We start from the raw sequence: 18815 nt of genomic DNA on the forward strand, positions 1-18815 counted from the left end.
TACATCCTCGCGGCAAAAGAGCACTTGAAGACGTCGGTTTTTAAGGGTTGCGGATGTTAACCCCTCATCGCTCGGAATGCAAAGCCTCTGATCGAAAACCGCTGGTCGGGGCATCCCATGGGGACTATTATGCGCGCCTTCGAATTTAGCCTAAACAAGGCGCAAACCCATGCTAGTACTGGGATTAGAAACCTCCTGCGACGAAACCGGCGTCGCACTTTACGACAGTGAAAAAGGTCTGCTGGCCGACGCACTGTTCAGTCAGATCGACCTGCACCGTGCCTATGGTGGCGTGGTGCCAGAGCTGGCTTCACGGGATCACGTCAAGCGCATGCTGCCCTTGATCCGTCAGGTCTTGGCTGAGGCGGACTGCGTGCCGACCGAGATCGACGCGATCGCCTACACCGCGGGTCCCGGCCTGGTGGGCGCCTTGCTGGTGGGGGCTTCCTGCGCCCAGGCGCTGGCGTTTGCCTGGGGTATTCCGGCCCTCGGCGTGCACCACATGGAAGGGCATTTGCTGGCGCCGATGCTCGAGCCGCAACCGCCCGAATTTCCGTTCGTCGCTTTGTTGGTCTCCGGTGGGCATACGCAGCTGGTGCGGGTCGATGCAATCGGTCAATACGAGCTGTTGGGCGAGACCCTCGACGATGCTGCGGGTGAAGCATTCGACAAGACGGCGAAGATGATGGGGCTCAATTACCCCGGCGGTCCGGAAATCGCTCGTCTGGCAGAGCACGGTGTCCCGGGACGATTCACCTTCCCGCGGCCGATGTGCGACCGACCGGGCCTGGCGTTCAGCTTCAGTGGCCTGAAAACTTTTGCGCTGAACACCTGGCAGCAGTGCGTCAGCGCTGGAGACGACAGCGAGCAGACTCGTAGCGACATCGCACTGGCCTTCCAGCAGGCGGTGGTGGAGACTTTGACCGTCAAGTGCAAGCGCGCCTTGAAACAGGCGGGTCTCAAGCGTCTGGTGATCGCTGGCGGCGTGAGCGCGAACAAGGCTTTGCGGGTTTCCCTGGAGAAAATGCTCGGTGATATGAAGGGCGACGTTTACTACGCCCGCCCGGAGTTCTGCACCGATAACGGCGCGATGATCGCTTTTGCCGGCTGCCAGCGTCTGCAGGCTGGGCAGCATGAAAGCCTGGCGATCAGCGTGCAGGCACGTTGGCCAATGGAGCAGTTGTCGGCGCTGTAAACCGGGTCTGGTGAAGGTGGCTCAGGGGGCGGGGTTAAAAATGCCGTTCGCGCCCGGCAAACAGGTCGCGTAGATTGCCGCGATGGCGCCAGACGATCAGGATCGTCAGGACGCTCATGGGCAGTAGCGCTGCCGGCTCCTGCCAGGCCAGCAATGGCAAGGTCAGGGGTGTGGCGATCAACGCCGCCAGCGAGCTGGTGCGGGTCAGGTAGAAGGTCAGCAGCCAGCCGCCAATGGCCAGGAGTGCAGCCGGCGGGTAGAGCCCCAGCAGCATGCCGGCGGCGGTCGCCACGCCTTTGCCGCCGCGAAAGCGAAAGTACAGCGGGAACAGGTGGCCGATGATGGCGCAGATACCGACCCAGGCCTGTTGTTGGATCGACAGCCCGGCGATGGCCGCCAGCAGAACCGGCAGCAGGCCTTTGCACAGGTCGCCCAGTAACGTCAGGACCGCGAGTTTTTTTCCCGCCAGGCGTAACATGTTGGTGGCGCCGGCATTACCCGAGCCACTCATTCGCGGATCGGGGTTACCGGTCAGGCGGCTGAGCAAAATGGCGAAGGACAGCGAGCCAAGCAGGTAGGCGAAAATCGCCAGTGACCAAAACATGCTAACTATTCCGGGCGAGGACGCCCTGATTCTAACGGCGCATTGCGCCCTTGTCGTGCTGCGGAGAAAAGTGCTTGGACAGAGTGTTTATCGAGGGCCTGGAAGTCGACACGGTAATCGGTGCCTACGACTGGGAGCGCGGCATCCGTCAGTGCCTGCGTCTTGATCTGAGCTTTGCCTGGGACAATCGTCCGGCAGCAGCCGGCGATGACCTGACCCTGGCGCTCGATTACGCCAGTGTTTCGACGCGTATCCAGGCGTTTGCCGAGCAAGCCCAGTTCCAGTTGGTGGAGACTTTTGCCGAGCGCCTGGCCGAAGTGTTGATGAGCGAATTCAAGATCACCTGGATGCGTCTCAAACTGACCAAGCCAGGGGCCGTTCCGGCGGCTACTGGCGTGGGCGTGGAGATCGAGCGCGGATGTCGCTAACTCAGGTATTTCTTGGGCTGGGCAGTAATGTCGAGCGTGAAACCCATTTGTTGGCGGGGCTGGAAGCGCTGAGTGGGTTTTTGGTGGATATGCGCTGCTCGGCGGTATTCGAAAGCCAGCCGGTGGGGATCAAGAGCGGGCCGTTTTTCAACTTTGTGGTGTCGGCGTTTACCGGCCTGCCGTTGATCGAACTGGATCGCCGCTTGAAGTTCATCGAGGCCGATAACGGCCGTTACGCGCCGGATCGCAAGGGGTTGCCGCTGGATATCGACGTGTTGTTGTACGGCGATCTGGTGGGCAACTTTGACGGTTTGATTCTTCCGCGTGCCGAAATTCTGAAAAATGCCTTTGTGTTGTGGCCGTTGTCGCTGATTGCCCCGGACCGGGTGCATCCGGGAGCGGGAAAAAGCTTCGCGACGCTGTGGGCTGAGGCGCAGATTGATCAGGTGTTGGCGCCGGTGGCATTCGAGTGGCGTGGAGAGCCGCTGACGCCTTTGAATCTGCTCTGACCCCGGCTCCCACATCCAGGATGAACACCGTCCATGTGGGAGCTGGCCGGGCGCTGCTCCGCTTGCCCGTGATGCTTTTCAGGCAGAAGCCGCCTCTTTGTAGGCTTTCAGTGCCTTGAGCCGTTCGCGCTTGAGCGCTTCGCCCAGTTCCGGGCCCTTGAATCCCTGTTCCAGCAACGGCTGAACCGCCACGTTGCGAGCGGCGGTCGCTGCGCCACGCAAGTAATCCGCTTGTGGATAACTTCTTTGCTCCAGGCCCTTGCGCCCACGAGCATCCATCTCGCAGGCGACGATGAATTCTTCGAAGCGCTGCGGGCGCCGATAAACGTCAAAGCTTTGCAGCAGTTCGAGTAAGGTCGAGGGCTTTAGCTCCAGTGCGCGGTGGCCGTGGGTGTGGTACTCGCCCACCAGCAATGCCAGTTCCTGGCAGTCGCGCGGAGCCTTGAAGCGGTTATTGACCGCCTTGATCAACTTTAGGCCCTTGTGTTCATGGGCAATGTGCCGGGGCCACTCGTCTTGTGGGGTCAGGCCTTTCCCCAGATCGTGCAGCAAGCAGGCCCAGCGCACGGTCAGCGGTTGTTTGTGTAGGGCGGCCTGGTGCAGGACGCTCAAGGTATGCACGCCGCTGTCGATTTCCGGGTGATGGACTTCGGGTTGGGGCACGCCGAACAGCGCATCAATCTCCGGCAACAAAACCTTCAGTGCGCCACAGTCGCGTAGCACCTGAATGAACACCTGGGGCTGCTCCTCCATCAGGGCGCGGGAGATTTCCTTCCAGCTGCGCTCGGCAGTCAGTGCCTGCAATTCGCCGGACTCACTGAGTTGGCGCATCAGCTCCAGAGTCTCTGGGGCTACGGTGAAACCGAGCGCGGCATACCGGGCGGCGAAACGGGCAACCCGCAGGACTCGTAGGGGATCTTCGGCGAACGCGGGGGAAACGTGACGCAGTACGCGGGCCTGGAGGTCGCGTTGACCCTGGTAGGGGTCGGTCAATTGGCCGTGATCGTCTTCGGCCATGGCGTTGATCGTCAGGTCCCGGCGAATCAGGTCTTCTTCCAGGGTCACTTCGGGACTGGCGTGAAAGGTGAACCCGCCATACCCGCGCCCGCTCTTGCGTTCGGTGCGGGCGAGGGCATATTCCTCCCCCGTCCTGGGGTGCAGGAACACCGGGAAGTCAGCACCAACCGGGCGAAAGCCCTTGGCGAGCATCTCTTCGGTGCTGGCACCCACCACGACCCAGTCGATATCGGTAACAGGTTTGCCGAGCAGGCGATCTCGCACTGCGCCGCCGACTTTATAAATCTGCATAAAAAACCTCCGTTAGCTCGACAGGATAACCCTTGCATCGAGCCAACGGAGGCCAGGTTGGTTTCAAAGATGAATGACGGCCAGGTCGAGCCGGCCGTAGTCGCCCTCGCTGTGCTCCGATCTGGGCGGGACGTGATGGGTTTTCATGACCTGGTCGCCTTGCAGGGTTTCCAGGTGAATATCGAAGCCCCACAAACGGTGCAGGTGCTTGAGTACTTCCTCGGTCGACTCTCCCAGGGGTTTGCGATCGTGTTGTTGATGGCGCAGGGTCAGCGAGCGGTCGCCACGGCGGTCGATGCTGTAGATCTGCACGTTGGGTTCGCGATTGCCCAGGTTGTACTGAGCCGCCAGGGTTTCCCGGATAGTCCGGTAACCGTCCTCGTCATGGATGGCGGGCACCAGCAGGTCGTCCTTCTGGTCGTCATCGAGGATGCTGAACAGCTTCAGGTCGCGGATCACCTTGGGCGACAGGTACTGCAGGATGAAGCTCTCATCCTTGAAGCTGCTCATGGCGAACTTGATGCTCGACAGCCAGTCGGTCCCGGCGACGTCCGGGAACCAGCGGTAATCTTCCTCGGTGGGCTCTTCGCACATGCGCCGGATATCGCGGTACATGGCAAAACCCAGGGTGTAGGGGTTGATCCCGCTGTAGTACGGGCTGTCGAACCCCGGCTGGTAGACCACGCTGGTGTGCGAGGTGAGGAACTCCATCATGAAACCGTCGGTGACCAGGCCTTCGTCATACAGGTCGTTCATCAAGGTGTAGTGCCAGAACGTCGCCCAACCTTCGTTCATCACCTGGGTCTGGCGTTGCGGGTAGAAGTACTGGGCGATCTTGCGCACGATGCGCACGATTTCCCGCTGCCAGGGCTCCAGCAGCGGTGCGTGTTTCTCGATGAAATACAGGATGTTCTCCTGGGGTTCGGCGGGAAAACGCGCGTTGTCTTTCTCGTTGTACTTGTCGGCACCCTTGGGAATGGTGCGCCACAGGTCGTTGATCTGCTTTTGCAGGTGTTCTTCACGGTCTTTCTGGCGGCGCCGTTCTTCCTCCGCCGAGATCGGGTATGGGCGTTTGTAGCGGTCGACGCCGTAGTTCATCAAGGCGTGGCAGGAGTCCAGCAGGTCCTCGACGGCGTCGATGCCATGGCGCTCCTCGCATTGCATGATGTACTGCTTGGCAAACACCAGGTAATCGATGATCGAGCTGGCATCGGTCCAGGTGCGGAACAGGTAGTTGCCCTTGAAAAAGCTGTTGTGGCCGTAGCAGGCATGGGCCACCACCAATGCCTGCATGCAGATGGTGTTTTCTTCCATCAGGTAGGCGATGCAGGGGTCCGAGTTGATCACGATTTCGTAGGCCAGCCCCATCTGGCCTCGGCTGTAGGATTTTTCGGTGCTGAGGAAGTGTTTGCCATAGGACCAGTGGTGGTAGCCCAGGGGCATGCCCACGGAGGCGTAGGCATCCATCATTTGCTCGGCGGTGATCACTTCGATCTGGTTGGGATAGGTATCCAGCGCATAACGGGCCGCAATACGGCTGATTTCGCGGTCGTAGGCCTGGATCAGCTCGAATGTCCATTCGGAGCCGGTGGAGATGGGTTGGCGCTTCTGCTCTTTGGCGGTCATGTCACTAACCTGCGCTGGAAGAGTTCACGGAAGACCGGATAGATATCCCCGGCCGAAACCAGTTGCTGCTGGGCAAAATTGTCGGAAAAGGCTTCGGCAATACGCTCGTATTCGTACCACAGGGCCTGGTGTTCGCGCGGGGTAATCTCCACATAAGTGTAGTACTGCACGAACGGCATGATCTGGTTGATCAGGATGTCGCGGCAGATCGGCGAGTCATCGTTCCAGTTGTCGCCGTCGGAGGCCTGGGCGGCGTAGATGTTCCAGTCGTTGCTTGGATAACGCTCGGCCATGATCTCCTGCATCAGTTTCAAGGCGCTGGAGACGATGGTGCCGCCGGTTTCGCGGGAGTAGAAAAACTCCTCTTCGTCCACTTCCCGGGCACTGGTGTGGTGGCGGATGAAGACTACGTCGATCTTGTCGTAGTTACGCTTGAGGAACAGGTACAACAGGATGAAGAAGCGCTTGGCGATGTCCTTGGTCGCCTGGGTCATGGAGCCGGAAACGTCCATCAGGCAAAACATCACCGCCTTGGAGCTGGGGTTGGGTTGCTTGATCAGCAGGTTGTACTTGAGGTCGAAGGTGTCCAGGAACGGTACGCGGTGAATACGTGCGCTAAGACGCTCGATTTCTGCTTCGATTTCCTGGATATCGCCGAAGTTGTCTGGTTCTTCCAGTTTCAGTCGTGCCAGTTCGTCCTTGGCGTCGCGCAGTTTGGCGCGGCTGCTGCCGGACAGGGCGATACGCCTGGCATGGGCTGAGCGCAGGGTGCGGATGATGTTGATCCGCGATGGGTTGCCTTCGTTGCTGATGCCGGCTCGCACGGTCTTGAAGGTGTCGGTACCGGTCAGGTTGCGCTTGACCAGGTTGGGCAGTTCCAGGTCTTCGAACATGAATTCGAGGAATTCTTCCTGGGTAATCTGGAAGACGAACTCATCCATGCCTTCGCCGGAGTTGCCGGCCTTGCCCGGGCCTTTACCGCCACCTCCACCGGGTGGACGGGCAATATGCTCACCGCTGGTGAATTCCTTGTTGCCTGGATGCACCACGGTCTGTTTGCCACCACGACCGTGATGAAGCACCGGTTCGTCGATATCGCGACCGGGAATGCTGATCTGTTCGCCGTGTTCCATATCGGTGATGGAACGCCGACTGACCGCCTCTTCGACGGCCTTTTTGATGTGATCACGGTAACGCCGCAGAAACCGCTGACGGTTTACCGTGCTCTTGTTCTTGCCATTGAGACGTCGGTCGATCACATAGCTCATAGGGCCCTCCGGGCAGCTTCAAGTTGTGAGCTGCAAGCTGCAAGTAGAGGCCGTTACCCGGCTTTCGGGCTTACGCGCTTTTCTCTTGCAGCTTGTGGCTTGTAGCTTGCAGCTATCTCACTGCGATTTCCGGACCCGCAGGTACCACTCGGAGAGCAGTCGTACCTGTTTGTCGGTATAGCCGCGCTCGACCATCCGTGTGACGAAGTCGTTGTGCTTTTGTTGGTCCTCTTTGCTGGCCTTGGCGTTGAAGCTGATGACCGGCAGCAGGTCCTCGGTGTTCGAGAACATTTTTTTCTCGATGACCACCCGCAGTTTCTCGTAGCTGAGCCAGGTCGGGTTCTTGCCGTTGTTGTTGGCCCGGGCACGCAGGACGAAGTTGACGATTTCGTTGCGGAAATCCTTCGGATTGCTGATGCCCGCCGGTTTTTCGATTTTCTCCAGTTCTTCGTTCAGGGCGACGCGGTTGAGGATCTCGCCGGTTTCCGGGTCGCGGTATTCCTGATCCTGAATCCAGAAGTCCGCGTACAGCACGTAGCGGTCGAAGATGTTTTGTCCATACTCGCTGTAGGACTCCAGGTACGCGGTCTGGATTTCCTTGCCGATGAACTCGATGTAGCGCGGTGCCAGGTATTCCTTGAGGAAGCGCAGGTACCGTTCGCGGGTTTCTGCCTGGAACTGCTCCTGCTCGATCTGCTGTTCCAGCACGTAAAGCAGGTGCACCGGGTTGGCGGCGATTTCGTGCGGGTCGAAGTTGAAGACTTTCGACAGGATCTTGAAGGCGAACCGGGTCGAAAGACCGTTCATGCCTTCGTCGACACCGGCGGTGTCGCGGTATTCCTGGATCGATTTGGCCTTCGGATCGGTATCCTTGAGGTTTTCACCGTCGTAGACCCGCATTTTCGAGTAGATGTTCGAGTTTTCCGGCTCCTTGAGGCGCGAGAGCACGGTGAACTGGGCGAGCATCTTCAAGGTGTCGGGGGCGCAGTGAGCCTTGGCCAGGGAGCTGTTGAACAGCAGTTTGTCGTAGATCTTCACTTCATCGCTGACCCGCAGGCAGTAAGGCACCTTGACGATGTAGATCCGGTCGATGAAGGCTTCGTTGTTCTTGTTGTTGCGGAAGGTGTGCCACTCCGATTCGTTGGAGTGCGCCAGCAGGATCCCGGTGAACGGAATCGCGCCCAGGCCTTCGGTACTGTTGTAGTTGCCTTCCTGGGTGGCGGTCAGCAGTGGGTGCAAGACCTTGATCGGCGCCTTGAACATCTCGACGAATTCCATCAGGCCTTGGTTGGCCCGGCACAGGGCGCCCGAGTAGCTGTAGGCGTCGGCGTCGTTTTGCGGGAATTCTTCGAGCTTGCGGATATCGACCTTGCCCACCAGTGCCGAGATGTCCTGGTTGTTCTCATCGCCCGGCTCGGTCTTGGCGACCGCGATCTGGTTGAGGATCGAAGGGTAGAGCTTGACCACGCGGAACTGGCTGATGTCGCCGCCGAATTCGGCCAGCCGTTTGGTCGCCCAAGGCGACATGATGGTGTTCAGGTAGCGCCGGGGAATGCCAAAGTCTTCTTCCAGGATCGCGCCGTCTTCGGTGGCGTTGAACAGCCCCAGTGGCGACTCGAATACTGGAGAGCCCTTGATGGCATAGAAGGGCACTTTCTCGATCAGTTGTTTGAGCTTTTCGGCCAGGGACGACTTGCCGCCGCCGACGGGGCCGAGCAGGTAGAGGATCTGTTTCTTCTCTTCCAGGCCCTGTGCGGCGTGGCGGAAGTAGGAGACGATCTGGTCGATGCATTCTTCCATCCCGTGGAAGTCCTCGAAGGCCGGATAGCGTCGGATCACCTTGTTGGAAAAAATGCGCGACAGCCTCGAGTTGGTCGAAGTGTCCAGCAATTCGGGTTCACCGATTGCCAGCAGCAGACGCTCGGCGGCGGAAACGTAGGCGCTACGGTCCTGTTTGCAGAGTTCCAGGTACTCCTGCAGCGAGAGTTCTTCCTGGCGTGTTGACTCGAAGCGTTGTTGGAAGTGGCTAAAGATACTCATGACGTCACCTCGCTCGATACGTGGAGCCGACGTCGGATCATTCAGTCGATGCTGGTCAGCAGCCGCAATTTCAGCTGCTTTTTACCCCCCCAGAACACCTTCAAAGCTATCAACCCTGAAAGCTACTCCCGATGACCCGCTCGCCGGTGTACCGGCTCTCCCCTGTTTTGGATGGCCTGAGGCTAAGGATAGTTGGTAATCCGCGAGGTAAAGGAGCAATGCGCAATTTGTTGTGTACTACCGTTCGTCAGCCCACGCGGGACGTGGGCTGGAGCGCTGAAAAAAATTATTCGCCGCTACTTTTCGCGGTTTCTGAAGGGTACGTCGTACGCCACAGCTCGAAGCCACCGTCCATGCTGTAGACGTCGGAAAACCCCTGGCTGACCAGGTAGGCGGCAGCGCCCTGGCTGGAGTTGCCGTGGTAGCAGACCACTACCGTTGGCGCGTCGAGGTCGGCGGCGCGGATGAAGTCCGAGATGGAGTGGTTGTCCAGATGCGTGGAGCCGCTGATGTGCAGCGCTGCGTAGGTCGCGGGGTCGCGGATGTCGACCAGCACGGCGCCTTGTTCGCGCAGGGCTTGGGCTTGTTCGGGGGGGATACGTTTGAATTCGCTCATGGCGGGCTCCTGTGGCCAGACTGACAGCGCAGCCTAGCGCTTGACGCTGGCCGACAATGGTTCGGGGGTAGGTGGGGCGACAACTGGCGCGACATGGCCGTGCTCGTCGCACTGGCAACTCAGGCGTACGCCGGTGTCGATGTTCAGCAGGGTCATGGCGCCGCCCCAGACACAGCCAGTGTCGAGGGCGATGACGCCGGGCTCGTCGCACCGGCCTTCGAGTGCGGCCCAGTGGCCAAAAATGATCTTCAGGCCGCGAGTCTTGCGATCCTTGTGCTTGAACCAGGGCGCGTAGCCGGGTGGCGCGGTGTCGGCGCCTTCCTTGCCCTTGAGGTCAAGCTTGCCCTCGCTGGTGCAAAAGCGCATGCGGGTGAAGTAGTTGGTGATCACCCGCAGGCGAGTCACGCCTTTGAGGTCGCTGTCCCACTTGGCCGGCTCGTTGCCATACATGCCGTCCAGGTAGGGTGCGAACAGGTTGTCATCGCGCAGGGCGGCCTCGACTTCGGCGGCGCACTTGAGGGCCTTGCGCAGGGACCACTGCGGCGGGATGCCGGCATGCACCAGCACCATGTCGCGGATTTCGTCGTAGTGCAGGAGCTTTTGCTGGCGCAACCACTCAAGCAGTTCCTTGGCGTCGGGCGCTTCGAGAATTTCGCGCAGGGTGTCGGCTTTCTTCAGGCGCTCGATCTTGTTCCCGGCGGCCAGCAGGTGCAGGTCATGATTACCCAGCACACAGACCAGCGACTGGCGGATGCTATAGAGGAAGCGCAAGGTTTCCAGCGACTGCGGGCCACGGTTGACCAGGTCGCCCACCAGCCACAGACGGTCGGTCTGCGGATCGAAGGCGACCTGCTTGAGCAGGCACTGCAGCGGCTCGAGGCAGCCCTGCAGATCGCCGACGGCATACGTCGCCATCAGTGCAGGGCTCCGGGCACCGCCAGGCGGAAGGGCGCGATGATGGCGTCGAAGTGTGTACCGTCTTCGGCGAGCATCTGGTAACTGCCCTGCATGTTGCCGACGCGGGTGGTCATTACGGTGCCGCTGCTGTAGGTGTGGCTCTGGCCGGCGGCGATCAACGGTTGCAGGCCAACCACGCCCGCACCACGAACCTCTTCGACATGGCCGTCACCATCGGTAATCACCCAGTGCCGCGAGAGCAACTTGGCGGGTAGCGAGCCGTTGTTGTGCACGGTGATGGTGTAGGCGAAGGCGAAACGGTTCTGCTCGGGTTGCGACTGTTCTGCCAGAAAGCGAGTGACGACGCTGACGTCGACCTGATAACGAGGATCGGACATGCAAGAAGGCCTTAAAAGCAAAAGCGCAGATTACCTAACGCGAGAGGTGATCAGTCTAGGCCAACTGGCAGGCAGTAGGCCAGAGATGCTGTGGCCGAGGACAGGAGAACGATGTGGTCTGCCTTGTAGGAGCTGGGTTGCCAGCGAGTGGATCTGTCGACTTTGCCGACGCCATCGCCAGCAAGCTGGCTCCTACAGGGGCTCTGAGTTATTCAGCGGCCGGCGCGGGCTGGATTGCCAGTTGATCGGCCAGGCGCACGAAGGCTGCCAGGTCGAGCTGTTCCGGGCGCAGGCTGCCATCGACGCCGGCGGCTTCGATTTCAGCGTTGCTGAGCAAGGCCTTGAGGGTGTTGCGCAGGGTCTTGCGACGCTGGTTGAAGGCTTCGCGAACGACCCGCTCCAGCAGGCGGTGGTCCTTGGCTGGGTGCGGCAGTACCGCGTGGGGCACCAGGCGCACGATAGCCGAGTCGACTTTGGGTGGCGGGTTGAACGCGCCAGGGCCGACATTGAACAGGTGTTCGACCCGGCAGTGGTACTGGACCATGATCGACAGACGGCCCCAGTCGCCACCACCAGGACCCGCCGCCAGGCGCTCGACCACTTCCTTTTGCAGCATGAAGTGCATGTCGCGAATGATCCCGGCGTTGTTCAGCAGGTGGAAAATCAACGGCGTGGAGATGTTGTACGGCAGGTTGCCGACCACGCGCAGGCTGTTGGGCGCGGCATTCAGGCTGTTGAAATCGAACTTCAGTGCATCGCCCTGGTGCAGGTTGAAGTTGCTCTTGCCGGCGAACTGCTGGTTGAGGATCGGGATCAGGTCCTTGTCCAGCTCCACGACATCAAGCTGCGCGCCGCTGTTGAGCAGGCCTTCGGTCAGGGCACCCTGGCCCGGGCCGATTTCCAGCAGGCGGTCGTCGGCCTTGGCGTGGATGGAGCGCAGGATACGGTCGATTACGCCGGCGTCGTGCAGGAAGTTCTGGCCGAAGCGCTTGCGCGCCCGGTGTTGGTAATGCTCGGTCATAAACGGGTCTCGGCCATCTGGTAGGCGGTTTCCAGGGCAACTTGCAGGCTGCCGGTGTCGATTTTTCCGCTGCCAGCCAAGTCCAGGGCGGTGCCGTGGTCGACTGAAGTGCGGATGATCGGCAAGCCCAGGGTTACGTTGACTGCCGCGCCGAAGCCTTTGTACTTCAACACCGGCAGGCCCTGGTCGTGGTACATCGCCAGCACTGCGTCGCAGTGCTCCAGATATTTGGGGGTAAACAGAGTGTCGGCGGGCAGGGGACCACGCAGGTCCATGCCTTCGCCGCGCAGACGCTCAAGGGTGGGTTCGATGATATCGATTTCTTCATGGCCCAGGTGGCCGCCTTCGCCAGCGTGGGGGTTGAGTCCACAGACGAGGATGCGTGGCTGGGCGATGCCGAATTTGTGTTGCAGGTCGGCGTGCAGGATCCGCGTGACCCGCTCCAGGCGCTGCGGGGTAATTGCGTCGGCAATCTCGCGCAACGGCAGGTGAGTGGTCACCAGGGCGACGCGCAAGCCACGGGTGGCAAGCATCATCACCACTTGGCTGGTATGGGTCAGGTCGGCCAGGAATTCGGTATGCCCGGAAAAGGCAATTCCGGATTCGTTGATCACGCCTTTGTGCACCGGGGCGGTGATCATTCCGGCAAAGTCGCCATCCAGGCAGCCTTGGCCCGCGCGGGTCAGGGTTTGCAGGACAAAGGCGGCATTGGCCGGGTCCAGTTGACCTGCAACGACCGGGGCGTTGAGTGGTGTATCCCAGACGTACAGGCTGTTGGCGGGCGCGGGAACGTCCGGCCAGTGCCCGGGGCTGACGCTCAGCAGATCAACGACCACGCCCAGCTGCGCGGCCCGCTCGAGGAGCAGGTCGCGGCTGGTGATGGCTATCAGGGGGTGTGGCTGGGCGTGCGAGGCGAGCAGCAGGCACAGGTCGGGACCTATGCCGGCTGGTTCGCCGGGTGTCAGAGCGAAACGTCTGGGTTTCACTTCGGCGCCTGGTCGACGCCAGGGAGCTTGATTTCAACGTAGGCTTCGTCACGGATCTGACGCAACCAGGTTTGCAGCTCTTCGTCGTACTTGCGGTTACGCAACACAGTCATCGCTTGTTGATCGCGCGCCTGGCTGGTGCTGTCGGTGGCGCGACGGCCAAGGACTTCCAGGACGTGCCAGCCATACGGGCTCTTGAACGGTTTGGACAACTGACCTTGCGGGGTGTTGTTCATCACGGTACGGAATTCCGGTACCAGTGCGTTCGGATCGATCCAGTTCAGGTCGCCGCCGTTGAGGGCAGAACCTGGGTCTTCGGAGTAGGTCTTTGCCAGTTCGGCGAAGTCTTCACCCGCTTCGATGCGCTCGTAGAGTTTCTGCGCCAGGCGCTTGGTTTCTTCTTCGCTGCGGATTTCGCTCGGCTTGATCAGGATGTGACGAACGTGGACTTCGTCACGGGTCTGATTACCACCGCCGCGTTTTTCCAGCAGCTTGAGGATGATGAAACCGCCAGGGGTACGTGCTGGTTGGGTGATGTCACCGACGGACATGGCACTCAGTTCACGGTCGAACGGCGGTGGCAGTTGAGCGGCCTTGCGCCAGCCCATGTCGCCGCCTTCCAGGGCGTTGTCGCTGCCGGATTTGGCAATCGCCAGTTGGGTGAAGTCGGCGCCCTGCTTGAGTTGCTGGTAAACCTCCATCGCCTGGCGGTACGCAGCCTGAATCGCTTCGGAGTTGGCGCTTTCCGGGGTCGGAATCAGGATGTTGGCCAGGTGCAGTTCTTCCGACAGCTGCATCTTGCCCAGGTCAGAGGCGAGGAAATTCTTCACTTCCTGCTCGGTGACCTGGATGCGCTCGGCGACCCGACGCTGACGCACACGGCTGATGATCATTTCACGGCGCACTTGCTCACGAGCGTCTTCATAAGACAGGCCATCGCGGGACAGGGCGGCGCGGAATTGGTCCACGGTCATGTTGTTGCGCTGGGCAATGGTGCCGATCGCCTGGTTCAGCTCTTCATCGGTGATGCGGATGCCGGAACGTTCGCCGATCTGCAGTTGCAGGTTTTCGACGATCAGGCGCTCAAGCACCTGTTGTTCCAGCACGCCGGCCGGTGGAACAGCCGAGCCACGCTTGGCGATGGTTTGTTGGACTTCGTGAACCCGTTGGTCCAGTTGGCTCTGCATGACCACGTCGTTGTCGACGATGGCCACCACTTTGTCGATGGACTGTACCGCGGCGCTGGCCGCGGTACTCAGGAACAGCGCGCCCAGCATCAGCGGGCGCAGACAATCAGAAAGCTTGGTCTTCACGTTCACGATAACCTTGGATGCCTTTGTCGAGGAAGCTCTCTACTTTGGTGCCAACTACGCCACCGAGACCTTTCAGAACGATTTGGAGGAAGATGCCGTGGTCGCCTTTTTCGTTTTGCGGGGCTTCCTGACTGAATTCGTCATAGGACACCCAGTAACGGTTGATCAGGCGCAGTTTCCAGCAGCAGTTGTCGTATTCGAAACCACCGAAGGCTTCCAGCGTACGGTTGCGGTTGTAGTCGTATTGCCAGCGGCTGATGGCATTCCATTGCGGCACGACAGGCCAGATGACCGAGAAGTCGTGCTGTTGGATCTTGTAGTAATCCTTGACGTAGCCAGGCTGGCCCGGGGTGCCGTAGTCGCCGCCGCCCACAGTCCATTTACCAGTGTTCTGGTCGTAGCGGACCTGGTCGTTGCGATAGCGATAACCAGCGTTGATAACCTTGTTCGGGTTGTCTTCAGGCTGGTAGTGGAACATCGCGCTGCCCGAGCGAGGGCTGTGGCTGTCCGGGTCCCAGTTGTAGTCGGCCGTGGTGCGCCAATCGCGGTTCCAGCGGTATTCGTATTCCAGGGCATACGGCGACACGTTGGAGTGGGCATCCTCGCGGGTCTTGGCATCGATACCCGGCAACTGAACTTCGCGGTCCTTGAAGTACAAGGCCTGGCCGACGCTGATGCGTTGACGCTCGAAGCCGTTTTCTTCGATCCAGCGGTTGGTTACACCCAGCGACAGTTTGTTTTCGTCGCCGACACGGTCGGAGCCGGTGAAACGGTTGTCGCGGAACAGCGAGGAGTAGCTGAACACGGATTCGCTGGTGTCGAACACTGGAATGTCGGACTGGTCTTTCTCGGGAACATAGAGATAGTACAGGCGCGGTTCCAGGGTCTGGCGGTAGTTCTTGCCGAACCATTGGGTATTGCGGTCGAAGTACAGGCCGCTGTCGATGCTGGCAATCGGCACGGCGCGGTTTTGATTGCGGTCATAAGTGCCGTTGAGGCGATCGCCTTCCGCGTCCTGTGCAGCAATCTGGCTCTTGCCGGTGCCGTCCAGGTCCAGGTCGTACTGAGTGTATTGGTACTTGAGCGATGGCTTCACGAAGCCATAGGTCCAGTCGAGCGGGAGACTGACGCTTGGCGCCAGATTCATCCGGTTGCCGGTAGCTCGCGCCAGACCCTGGACGTTAGTGTCGAGGCGGTCGTCAGGGTTGCCGTTTTCATCGAAGAAGGTCCCTGTTTGCAGATCGCGGTCAAAGCGTACGAGCTCGGTCTGGTAGGCAAAGTTCAGCCCGCCCGGTTGTTGTGGCAGAAAACCGTTGAAGGTGATCTGTGGCATGCGGTCGTACGGTGTGATGTTCGATACCGACGCCAACTCATAGGCCTGCGCGTTCAAACGTGCAGTGAAGGTGTCGCCACGGTAGCTGACAGCACCTTGCTGATTGACGAAATCGGAAACGCTTTTAACGCCCAACTGGTCGGTCTGCAGATCCTGGAAGTAGTAGGGATCGCTGATCTTGGTGTAGTCGACTTCGGTGAAGACCCGCGAATCGAGGCCGCCTTTGTGCTGCCAGTTGTACATGTAGCGGGTTTTTTCGTAGTCGGACTGCAGCTTGCGCTCGTCTTCCTGGTCGTCCAGGTACGCCCCACCGAACTGGCCTTCGCTGGATTCGGTCAGGTAACGGAACTCGCCTTCCACCATCATGCCGCGCTTGCTCATGTAGCGCGGGTACAACGTGGCATCGTAGTTCGGTGCCAGGTTGAAGTAGTACGGCGTGACCAACAGCATCCCGGTATCGCTGCCGCTGCCGATGGTCGGCGGCAGGAAGCCGGACTGGCGGCGGTCATCGATCGGGAAATAGATGTACGGCGTGTACAGGACTGGAATGTCCTTGACCCGCAGCGTCACGTTGGTCGCGGTACCGAAGCCGGTCGCCGGGTTCAGCGTGATGTTGTTGCCCTTGAGCTGCCAGGCGTTGCTGTTCGGCTCACAGGTGGTGTAGGTACCGTCCTTGAGGCGGATGATCGCGTTTTCTGCACGCTTGGCGTACAGCGCGTTACCGCGCACACGGGACTTGTGCAACACGTATTCGGCGTTGTCGACCTTGGCTTCGCCAGTGTCCAGTTGTACGTCGGCGTGGTCGCCAACGATCAGCGCGCCGTTGTCGCGCACCCGGACGTTGCCGTTGAGCTCGCCACGGTTCTCGGCCTGGTACAGGCTGGCCTCGTCGGCCTCGACCTGCATGCTGCCCTGGCGCATGACCACGTCACCGGCGAGGGTGGCAATCTGCTGTTCCTGCTGGTAGCGGGAAGCCTTGGCACCGATAAAGGTCGGCGCGTCGCTTTTGCTCGTCTTGTCATTCATGCCAGGACGAGTCGGTTCGACATAGGCACCGGAGCAGTACGGACCGGTTTCGGCCAGTTGGGCAGCGGTAAGCTGTTCACGCGGGACCCAGTCGAGGTGACTGTAGTCGGCGCTGCGCGACTTCAGGCCGCGGCCCTTGGCTTCGGTAACCAACGCCGGTTTGTCGGCGCTTTCGCCGGCAACGCTGGTGTCTGCTGCCGATTCGTTGCCCGAGCTGACCGCACTGGCATCATGCACAGGGCGCGGAGGCAGTTGAGCCGCGTTGGTTTTCGGCGCGCAATCCCAGGCACCCGAAGCAGAGACTGAGCAGTCATACTGTTCCGCGGCGACCACGAAGGAAGTGGCTAGAGGTTGCAGGGCCAGCAGACTGCCGGTAACCAACAACGGAAATTTTTTACGAAACGCGGGGGATTTCAATGCCATCTTATTAGTCCGGGCTTCCTGCGTGCCATCTGCCCGCGGTGTGGGCCGCACGCCTCTCGATGGTCTGAAAAAGATGCTGGATAATAAAGCATGACCCGCTTGACGGCTAGCGCCGTCGGAGACCCTTGCAATGCCTGATCAAGATGTACGCTTGCTACACCTGAAAGTTTGGCTCGATGAGCAATTGGCCATCCTGTTTGCCGCACAAGGCTGGGGGGCTGTGCCCCAGGCCACGTTGACTGCGGCCAGCAGCGACGCGAGTTTCCGCCGTTACTTCCGGTGGGAAGGTGATGGCAGGAGTTTTGTCGTCATGGATGCACCACCGCCCCAGGAAAACTGCAAACCGTTCGTGGATATCGCCTTTTTGCTGGCGAAATCCGGGATTAACGTGCCGAAAATCTACGCAGAGGACCTCGAGCGCGGATTTCTTTTGCTCAATGACCTGGGTAACCAGACCTATCTGGACGTGATCAACGACGAAAACGCCGATCGCTTGTTCGATGACGCCCTGCAGGCGTTGCTGGCTTTCCAGCATCTGCCGATGGTGGCGCCGTTGCCCAGTTATGACGTTCCCCTGTTGCGTCGCGAGTTGGAGCTGTTCCCCGAGTGGTACGTGAAGCGCGAACTGGGGATCGAGTTCGACTCGCACCAGCAAGCCCTCTGGCAGCGCGCCAGCGACCTGCTGATCGACAGCGCCCTGGCCCAGCCGAAAGTGCTGGTGCATCGTGACTATATGCCGCGCAACCTGATGATCAGCGAGCCGAATCCAGGCGTGCTCGATTTCCAGGACGCGGTGTACGGCCCGGTGACCTACGACGTGACCTGCCTGTTCAAGGACGCCTTCCTCAGTTGGCCCGAGGCCCGCGTGCTCGGCTGGCTGGAGCGTTACTGGCAACAGGCCGGTGAACTCGGGATTGCAGTCCAGGCGGACTTCCAGGAGTTCCTGCGAGCCAGCGACCTGATGGGTGTGCAGCGGCATCTGAAGGTGATCGGGATCTTCGCCCGTATCTGCCACCGCGACGGCAAGCCGCGCTACCTGACGGACGTGCCGCGGTTCTTTGCTTATATAGAAGCCGTATTGGCCCGTCGGCCAGAACTGGCGGAGTTGGCTGAGCTGCTGGCCAGTCTGCGCCCGGCGCCCGGAGCTTGTGTATGAAGGCGATGATTCTGGCGGCCGGCAAGGGCGAGCGCATGCGCCCCTTGACGCTGACCACGCCCAAGCCACTGGTGCAGGTCGGCGGCGTACCGCTGATCGAGTACCACCTCAAGGCCCTGGCGGCGGCGGGTTTCACCGAGGTGGTGATCAACCACGCCTGGTTGGGGCAGCAGATCGAAGACTACCTGGGAGACGGTTCGCGTTATGGCCTGAGCATTCAGTACTCGCCGGAAGGCGAGCCACTGGAAACCGGGGGCGGGATCTTCCGTGCCCTGGAGATGCTGGGCGAGGGCGCCTTTGTGGTGGTCAATGGCGACATCTGGACCGATTACGACTTCAGTGTCTTGCGCCGGCCACTGGCCGGCTTGGCCCACCTGGTGCTGGCCGATAACCCGGCCCACCACCCAGGAGGGGATTTTGCCCTGGTCGAAGGACAGGTCTTCGACGGCCAGGCCGATGCGCCGACCCTGACCTACAGCGGCATCGCCGTGCTCGACCCCAAGCTGTTCACCGGTTGCAGCGACGGTGCGTTCAAATTGGCGCCGCTATTGCGCAACGCCATGGCCCAAGGGCAGGTGAGTGGCGAGCGGTTGTCAGGTCATTGGGTGGATGTCGGCACCCACGAGCGTCTGGCCGAAGTCGAACACTTGCTGCAAGCGAGCCGCTGA

General features: G+C 60.4%; 17 protein-coding genes. 5 read left to right on the forward strand and 12 right to left on the reverse strand.

Translation table 11 applies throughout. The features are described 5' to 3' along the window. Positions 1–169 precede the first annotated feature (169 nt). Positions 170–1195 carry a tRNA (adenosine(37)-N6)-threonylcarbamoyltransferase complex transferase subunit TsaD gene (gene tsaD, locus ACIOVD_RS01500; RefSeq protein ID WP_095170594.1) on the forward strand — a complete coding sequence of 342 codons (1026 nt, stop codon included), beginning with the start codon at positions 170–172 and terminating at the stop codon, positions 1193–1195. 34 nt (positions 1196–1229) lie between these two features. On the opposite strand, the gene plsY is transcribed toward tsaD, so the two are convergent. Beyond that, positions 1230–1799 (reverse strand): glycerol-3-phosphate 1-O-acyltransferase PlsY, encoded by a 570-nt coding sequence (gene plsY / locus ACIOVD_RS01505; RefSeq protein WP_401125672.1) that lies wholly within the window; start codon positions 1797–1799, stop codon positions 1230–1232. A 74-nt stretch (positions 1800–1873) separates the two neighbouring features. On the opposite strand from plsY, the gene folB reads away from it, so the two are divergent. Together folB and folK are read left to right on the forward strand one after the other, a co-directional pair. Next, on the forward strand, positions 1874–2227 hold the full coding sequence (gene folB / locus ACIOVD_RS01510; RefSeq protein WP_095170590.1) for a dihydroneopterin aldolase: 354 nt from the start codon (positions 1874–1876) through the stop codon (positions 2225–2227). Next, the gene (gene folK, locus ACIOVD_RS01515; RefSeq protein ID WP_401125674.1) at positions 2218–2736 is read left to right on the forward strand and encodes a 2-amino-4-hydroxy-6-hydroxymethyldihydropteridine diphosphokinase; all 519 of its coding nucleotides are present in this window, start codon (positions 2218–2220) and stop codon (positions 2734–2736) included. Before folB ends, folK begins: the two co-directional genes overlap by 10 nt. Positions 2737–2814: 78 nt before the next feature. Here the strand turns inward: folK and ACIOVD_RS01520 are convergent, their stop codons facing one another. From ACIOVD_RS01520 to ACIOVD_RS01570, 11 genes are all read right to left on the reverse strand, one after another. Beyond that, positions 2815–4044, reverse strand: coding sequence for a multifunctional CCA addition/repair protein (locus ACIOVD_RS01520; RefSeq protein WP_320333136.1), 1230 nt, complete (start codon positions 4042–4044; stop codon positions 2815–2817). A gap of 63 nt (positions 4045–4107) precedes the next feature. After that, the gene (locus tag ACIOVD_RS01525; RefSeq protein WP_095170584.1) at positions 4108–5670 is read right to left on the reverse strand and encodes a SpoVR family protein; all 1563 of its coding nucleotides are present in this window, start codon (positions 5668–5670) and stop codon (positions 4108–4110) included. Beyond that, the gene (locus ACIOVD_RS01530; RefSeq protein WP_095170582.1) at positions 5667–6938 is read right to left on the reverse strand and encodes a YeaH/YhbH family protein; all 1272 of its coding nucleotides are present in this window, start codon (positions 6936–6938) and stop codon (positions 5667–5669) included. Before ACIOVD_RS01530 ends, ACIOVD_RS01525 begins: the two co-directional genes overlap by 4 nt. Positions 6939–7055: 117 nt before the next feature. Continuing rightward, complete coding sequence (locus ACIOVD_RS01535) at positions 7056–8978, reverse strand: PrkA family serine protein kinase (protein WP_095170580.1); 1923 nt, start codon at positions 8976–8978, stop codon at positions 7056–7058. 286 nt (positions 8979–9264) lie between these two features. Then, on the reverse strand, positions 9265–9594 hold the full coding sequence (gene glpE, locus ACIOVD_RS01540) for a thiosulfate sulfurtransferase GlpE (protein WP_159998223.1): 330 nt from the start codon (positions 9592–9594) through the stop codon (positions 9265–9267). A gap of 33 nt (positions 9595–9627) precedes the next feature. Beyond that, complete coding sequence (locus tag ACIOVD_RS01545) at positions 9628–10509, reverse strand: symmetrical bis(5'-nucleosyl)-tetraphosphatase (RefSeq protein WP_401125677.1); 882 nt, start codon at positions 10507–10509, stop codon at positions 9628–9630. Next, positions 10509–10889: a Co2+/Mg2+ efflux protein ApaG gene (gene apaG / locus ACIOVD_RS01550; RefSeq protein ID WP_095170574.1), complete on the reverse strand. Its 381-nt coding sequence runs from the start codon at positions 10887–10889 to the stop codon at positions 10509–10511. Before apaG ends, ACIOVD_RS01545 begins: the two co-directional genes overlap by 1 nt. Positions 10890–11097: 208 nt before the next feature. Further along, positions 11098–11910 carry a 16S rRNA (adenine(1518)-N(6)/adenine(1519)-N(6))-dimethyltransferase RsmA gene (rsmA, locus tag ACIOVD_RS01555; protein ID WP_095170572.1) on the reverse strand — a complete coding sequence of 271 codons (813 nt, stop codon included), beginning with the start codon at positions 11908–11910 and terminating at the stop codon, positions 11098–11100. Then, positions 11907–12896, reverse strand: coding sequence for a 4-hydroxythreonine-4-phosphate dehydrogenase PdxA (gene pdxA, locus ACIOVD_RS01560; protein WP_159998219.1), 990 nt, complete (start codon positions 12894–12896; stop codon positions 11907–11909). Before pdxA ends, rsmA begins: the two co-directional genes overlap by 4 nt. Continuing rightward, positions 12893–14209, reverse strand: a complete 1317-nt coding sequence (gene surA / locus ACIOVD_RS01565) for a peptidylprolyl isomerase SurA (protein ID WP_143501275.1) — start codon at positions 14207–14209, stop codon at positions 12893–12895. Before surA ends, pdxA begins: the two co-directional genes overlap by 4 nt. Then, the gene (locus ACIOVD_RS01570) at positions 14190–16991 is read right to left on the reverse strand and encodes an LPS-assembly protein LptD (protein WP_159998217.1); all 2802 of its coding nucleotides are present in this window, start codon (positions 16989–16991) and stop codon (positions 14190–14192) included. Before ACIOVD_RS01570 ends, surA begins: the two co-directional genes overlap by 20 nt. Before the next feature lie 130 nt (positions 16992–17121). On the opposite strand from ACIOVD_RS01570, the gene ACIOVD_RS01575 reads away from it, so the two are divergent. Both ACIOVD_RS01575 and murU read left to right on the forward strand, forming a co-directional pair. Then, positions 17122–18147, forward strand: a complete 1026-nt coding sequence (locus tag ACIOVD_RS01575; RefSeq protein ID WP_401125681.1) for an aminoglycoside phosphotransferase family protein — start codon at positions 17122–17124, stop codon at positions 18145–18147. Then, the gene (gene murU / locus ACIOVD_RS01580) at positions 18144–18815 is read left to right on the forward strand and encodes an N-acetylmuramate alpha-1-phosphate uridylyltransferase MurU (RefSeq protein ID WP_159998213.1); all 672 of its coding nucleotides are present in this window, start codon (positions 18144–18146) and stop codon (positions 18813–18815) included. The genes ACIOVD_RS01575 and murU overlap by 4 nt, the downstream gene beginning before the upstream one ends.

This window comes from Pseudomonas sp. NPDC087626, from assembly GCF_044743405.1.
In the GTDB taxonomy this organism is placed as follows: Bacteria; Pseudomonadota; Gammaproteobacteria; order Pseudomonadales; family Pseudomonadaceae; genus Aquipseudomonas.

Excerpts from the sequence above, each read along its gene's own strand:
- glpE (WP_159998223.1), bottom strand. The coding sequence starts at position 9,594 with ATGAGCGAATTCAAACGTATCCCCCCCGAACAAGCCCAAGCCCTGCGC.
- folK (WP_401125674.1), top strand. The coding sequence starts at position 2,218 with ATGTCGCTAACTCAGGTATTTCTTGGGCTGGGCAGTAATGTCGAGCGT.
- ACIOVD_RS01525 (WP_095170584.1), bottom strand. The coding sequence starts at position 5,670 with ATGACCGCCAAAGAGCAGAAGCGCCAACCCATCTCCACCGGCTCCGAA.
- ACIOVD_RS01535 (WP_095170580.1), bottom strand. The coding sequence starts at position 8,978 with ATGAGTATCTTTAGCCACTTCCAACAACGCTTCGAGTCAACACGCCAG.
- plsY (WP_401125672.1), bottom strand. The coding sequence starts at position 1,799 with ATGTTTTGGTCACTGGCGATTTTCGCCTACCTGCTTGGCTCGCTGTCC.
- ACIOVD_RS01575 (WP_401125681.1), top strand. The coding sequence starts at position 17,122 with ATGCCTGATCAAGATGTACGCTTGCTACACCTGAAAGTTTGGCTCGAT.
- murU (WP_159998213.1), top strand. The coding sequence starts at position 18,144 with ATGAAGGCGATGATTCTGGCGGCCGGCAAGGGCGAGCGCATGCGCCCC.
- apaG (WP_095170574.1), bottom strand. The coding sequence starts at position 10,889 with ATGTCCGATCCTCGTTATCAGGTCGACGTCAGCGTCGTCACTCGCTTT.
- rsmA (WP_095170572.1), bottom strand. The coding sequence starts at position 11,910 with ATGACCGAGCATTACCAACACCGGGCGCGCAAGCGCTTCGGCCAGAAC.
- ACIOVD_RS01545 (WP_401125677.1), bottom strand. The coding sequence starts at position 10,509 with ATGGCGACGTATGCCGTCGGCGATCTGCAGGGCTGCCTCGAGCCGCTG.
- ACIOVD_RS01520 (WP_320333136.1), bottom strand. The coding sequence starts at position 4,044 with ATGCAGATTTATAAAGTCGGCGGCGCAGTGCGAGATCGCCTGCTCGGC.
- tsaD (WP_095170594.1), top strand. The coding sequence starts at position 170 with ATGCTAGTACTGGGATTAGAAACCTCCTGCGACGAAACCGGCGTCGCA.
- ACIOVD_RS01570 (WP_159998217.1), bottom strand. The coding sequence starts at position 16,991 with ATGGCATTGAAATCCCCCGCGTTTCGTAAAAAATTTCCGTTGTTGGTT.
- ACIOVD_RS01530 (WP_095170582.1), bottom strand. The coding sequence starts at position 6,938 with ATGAGCTATGTGATCGACCGACGTCTCAATGGCAAGAACAAGAGCACG.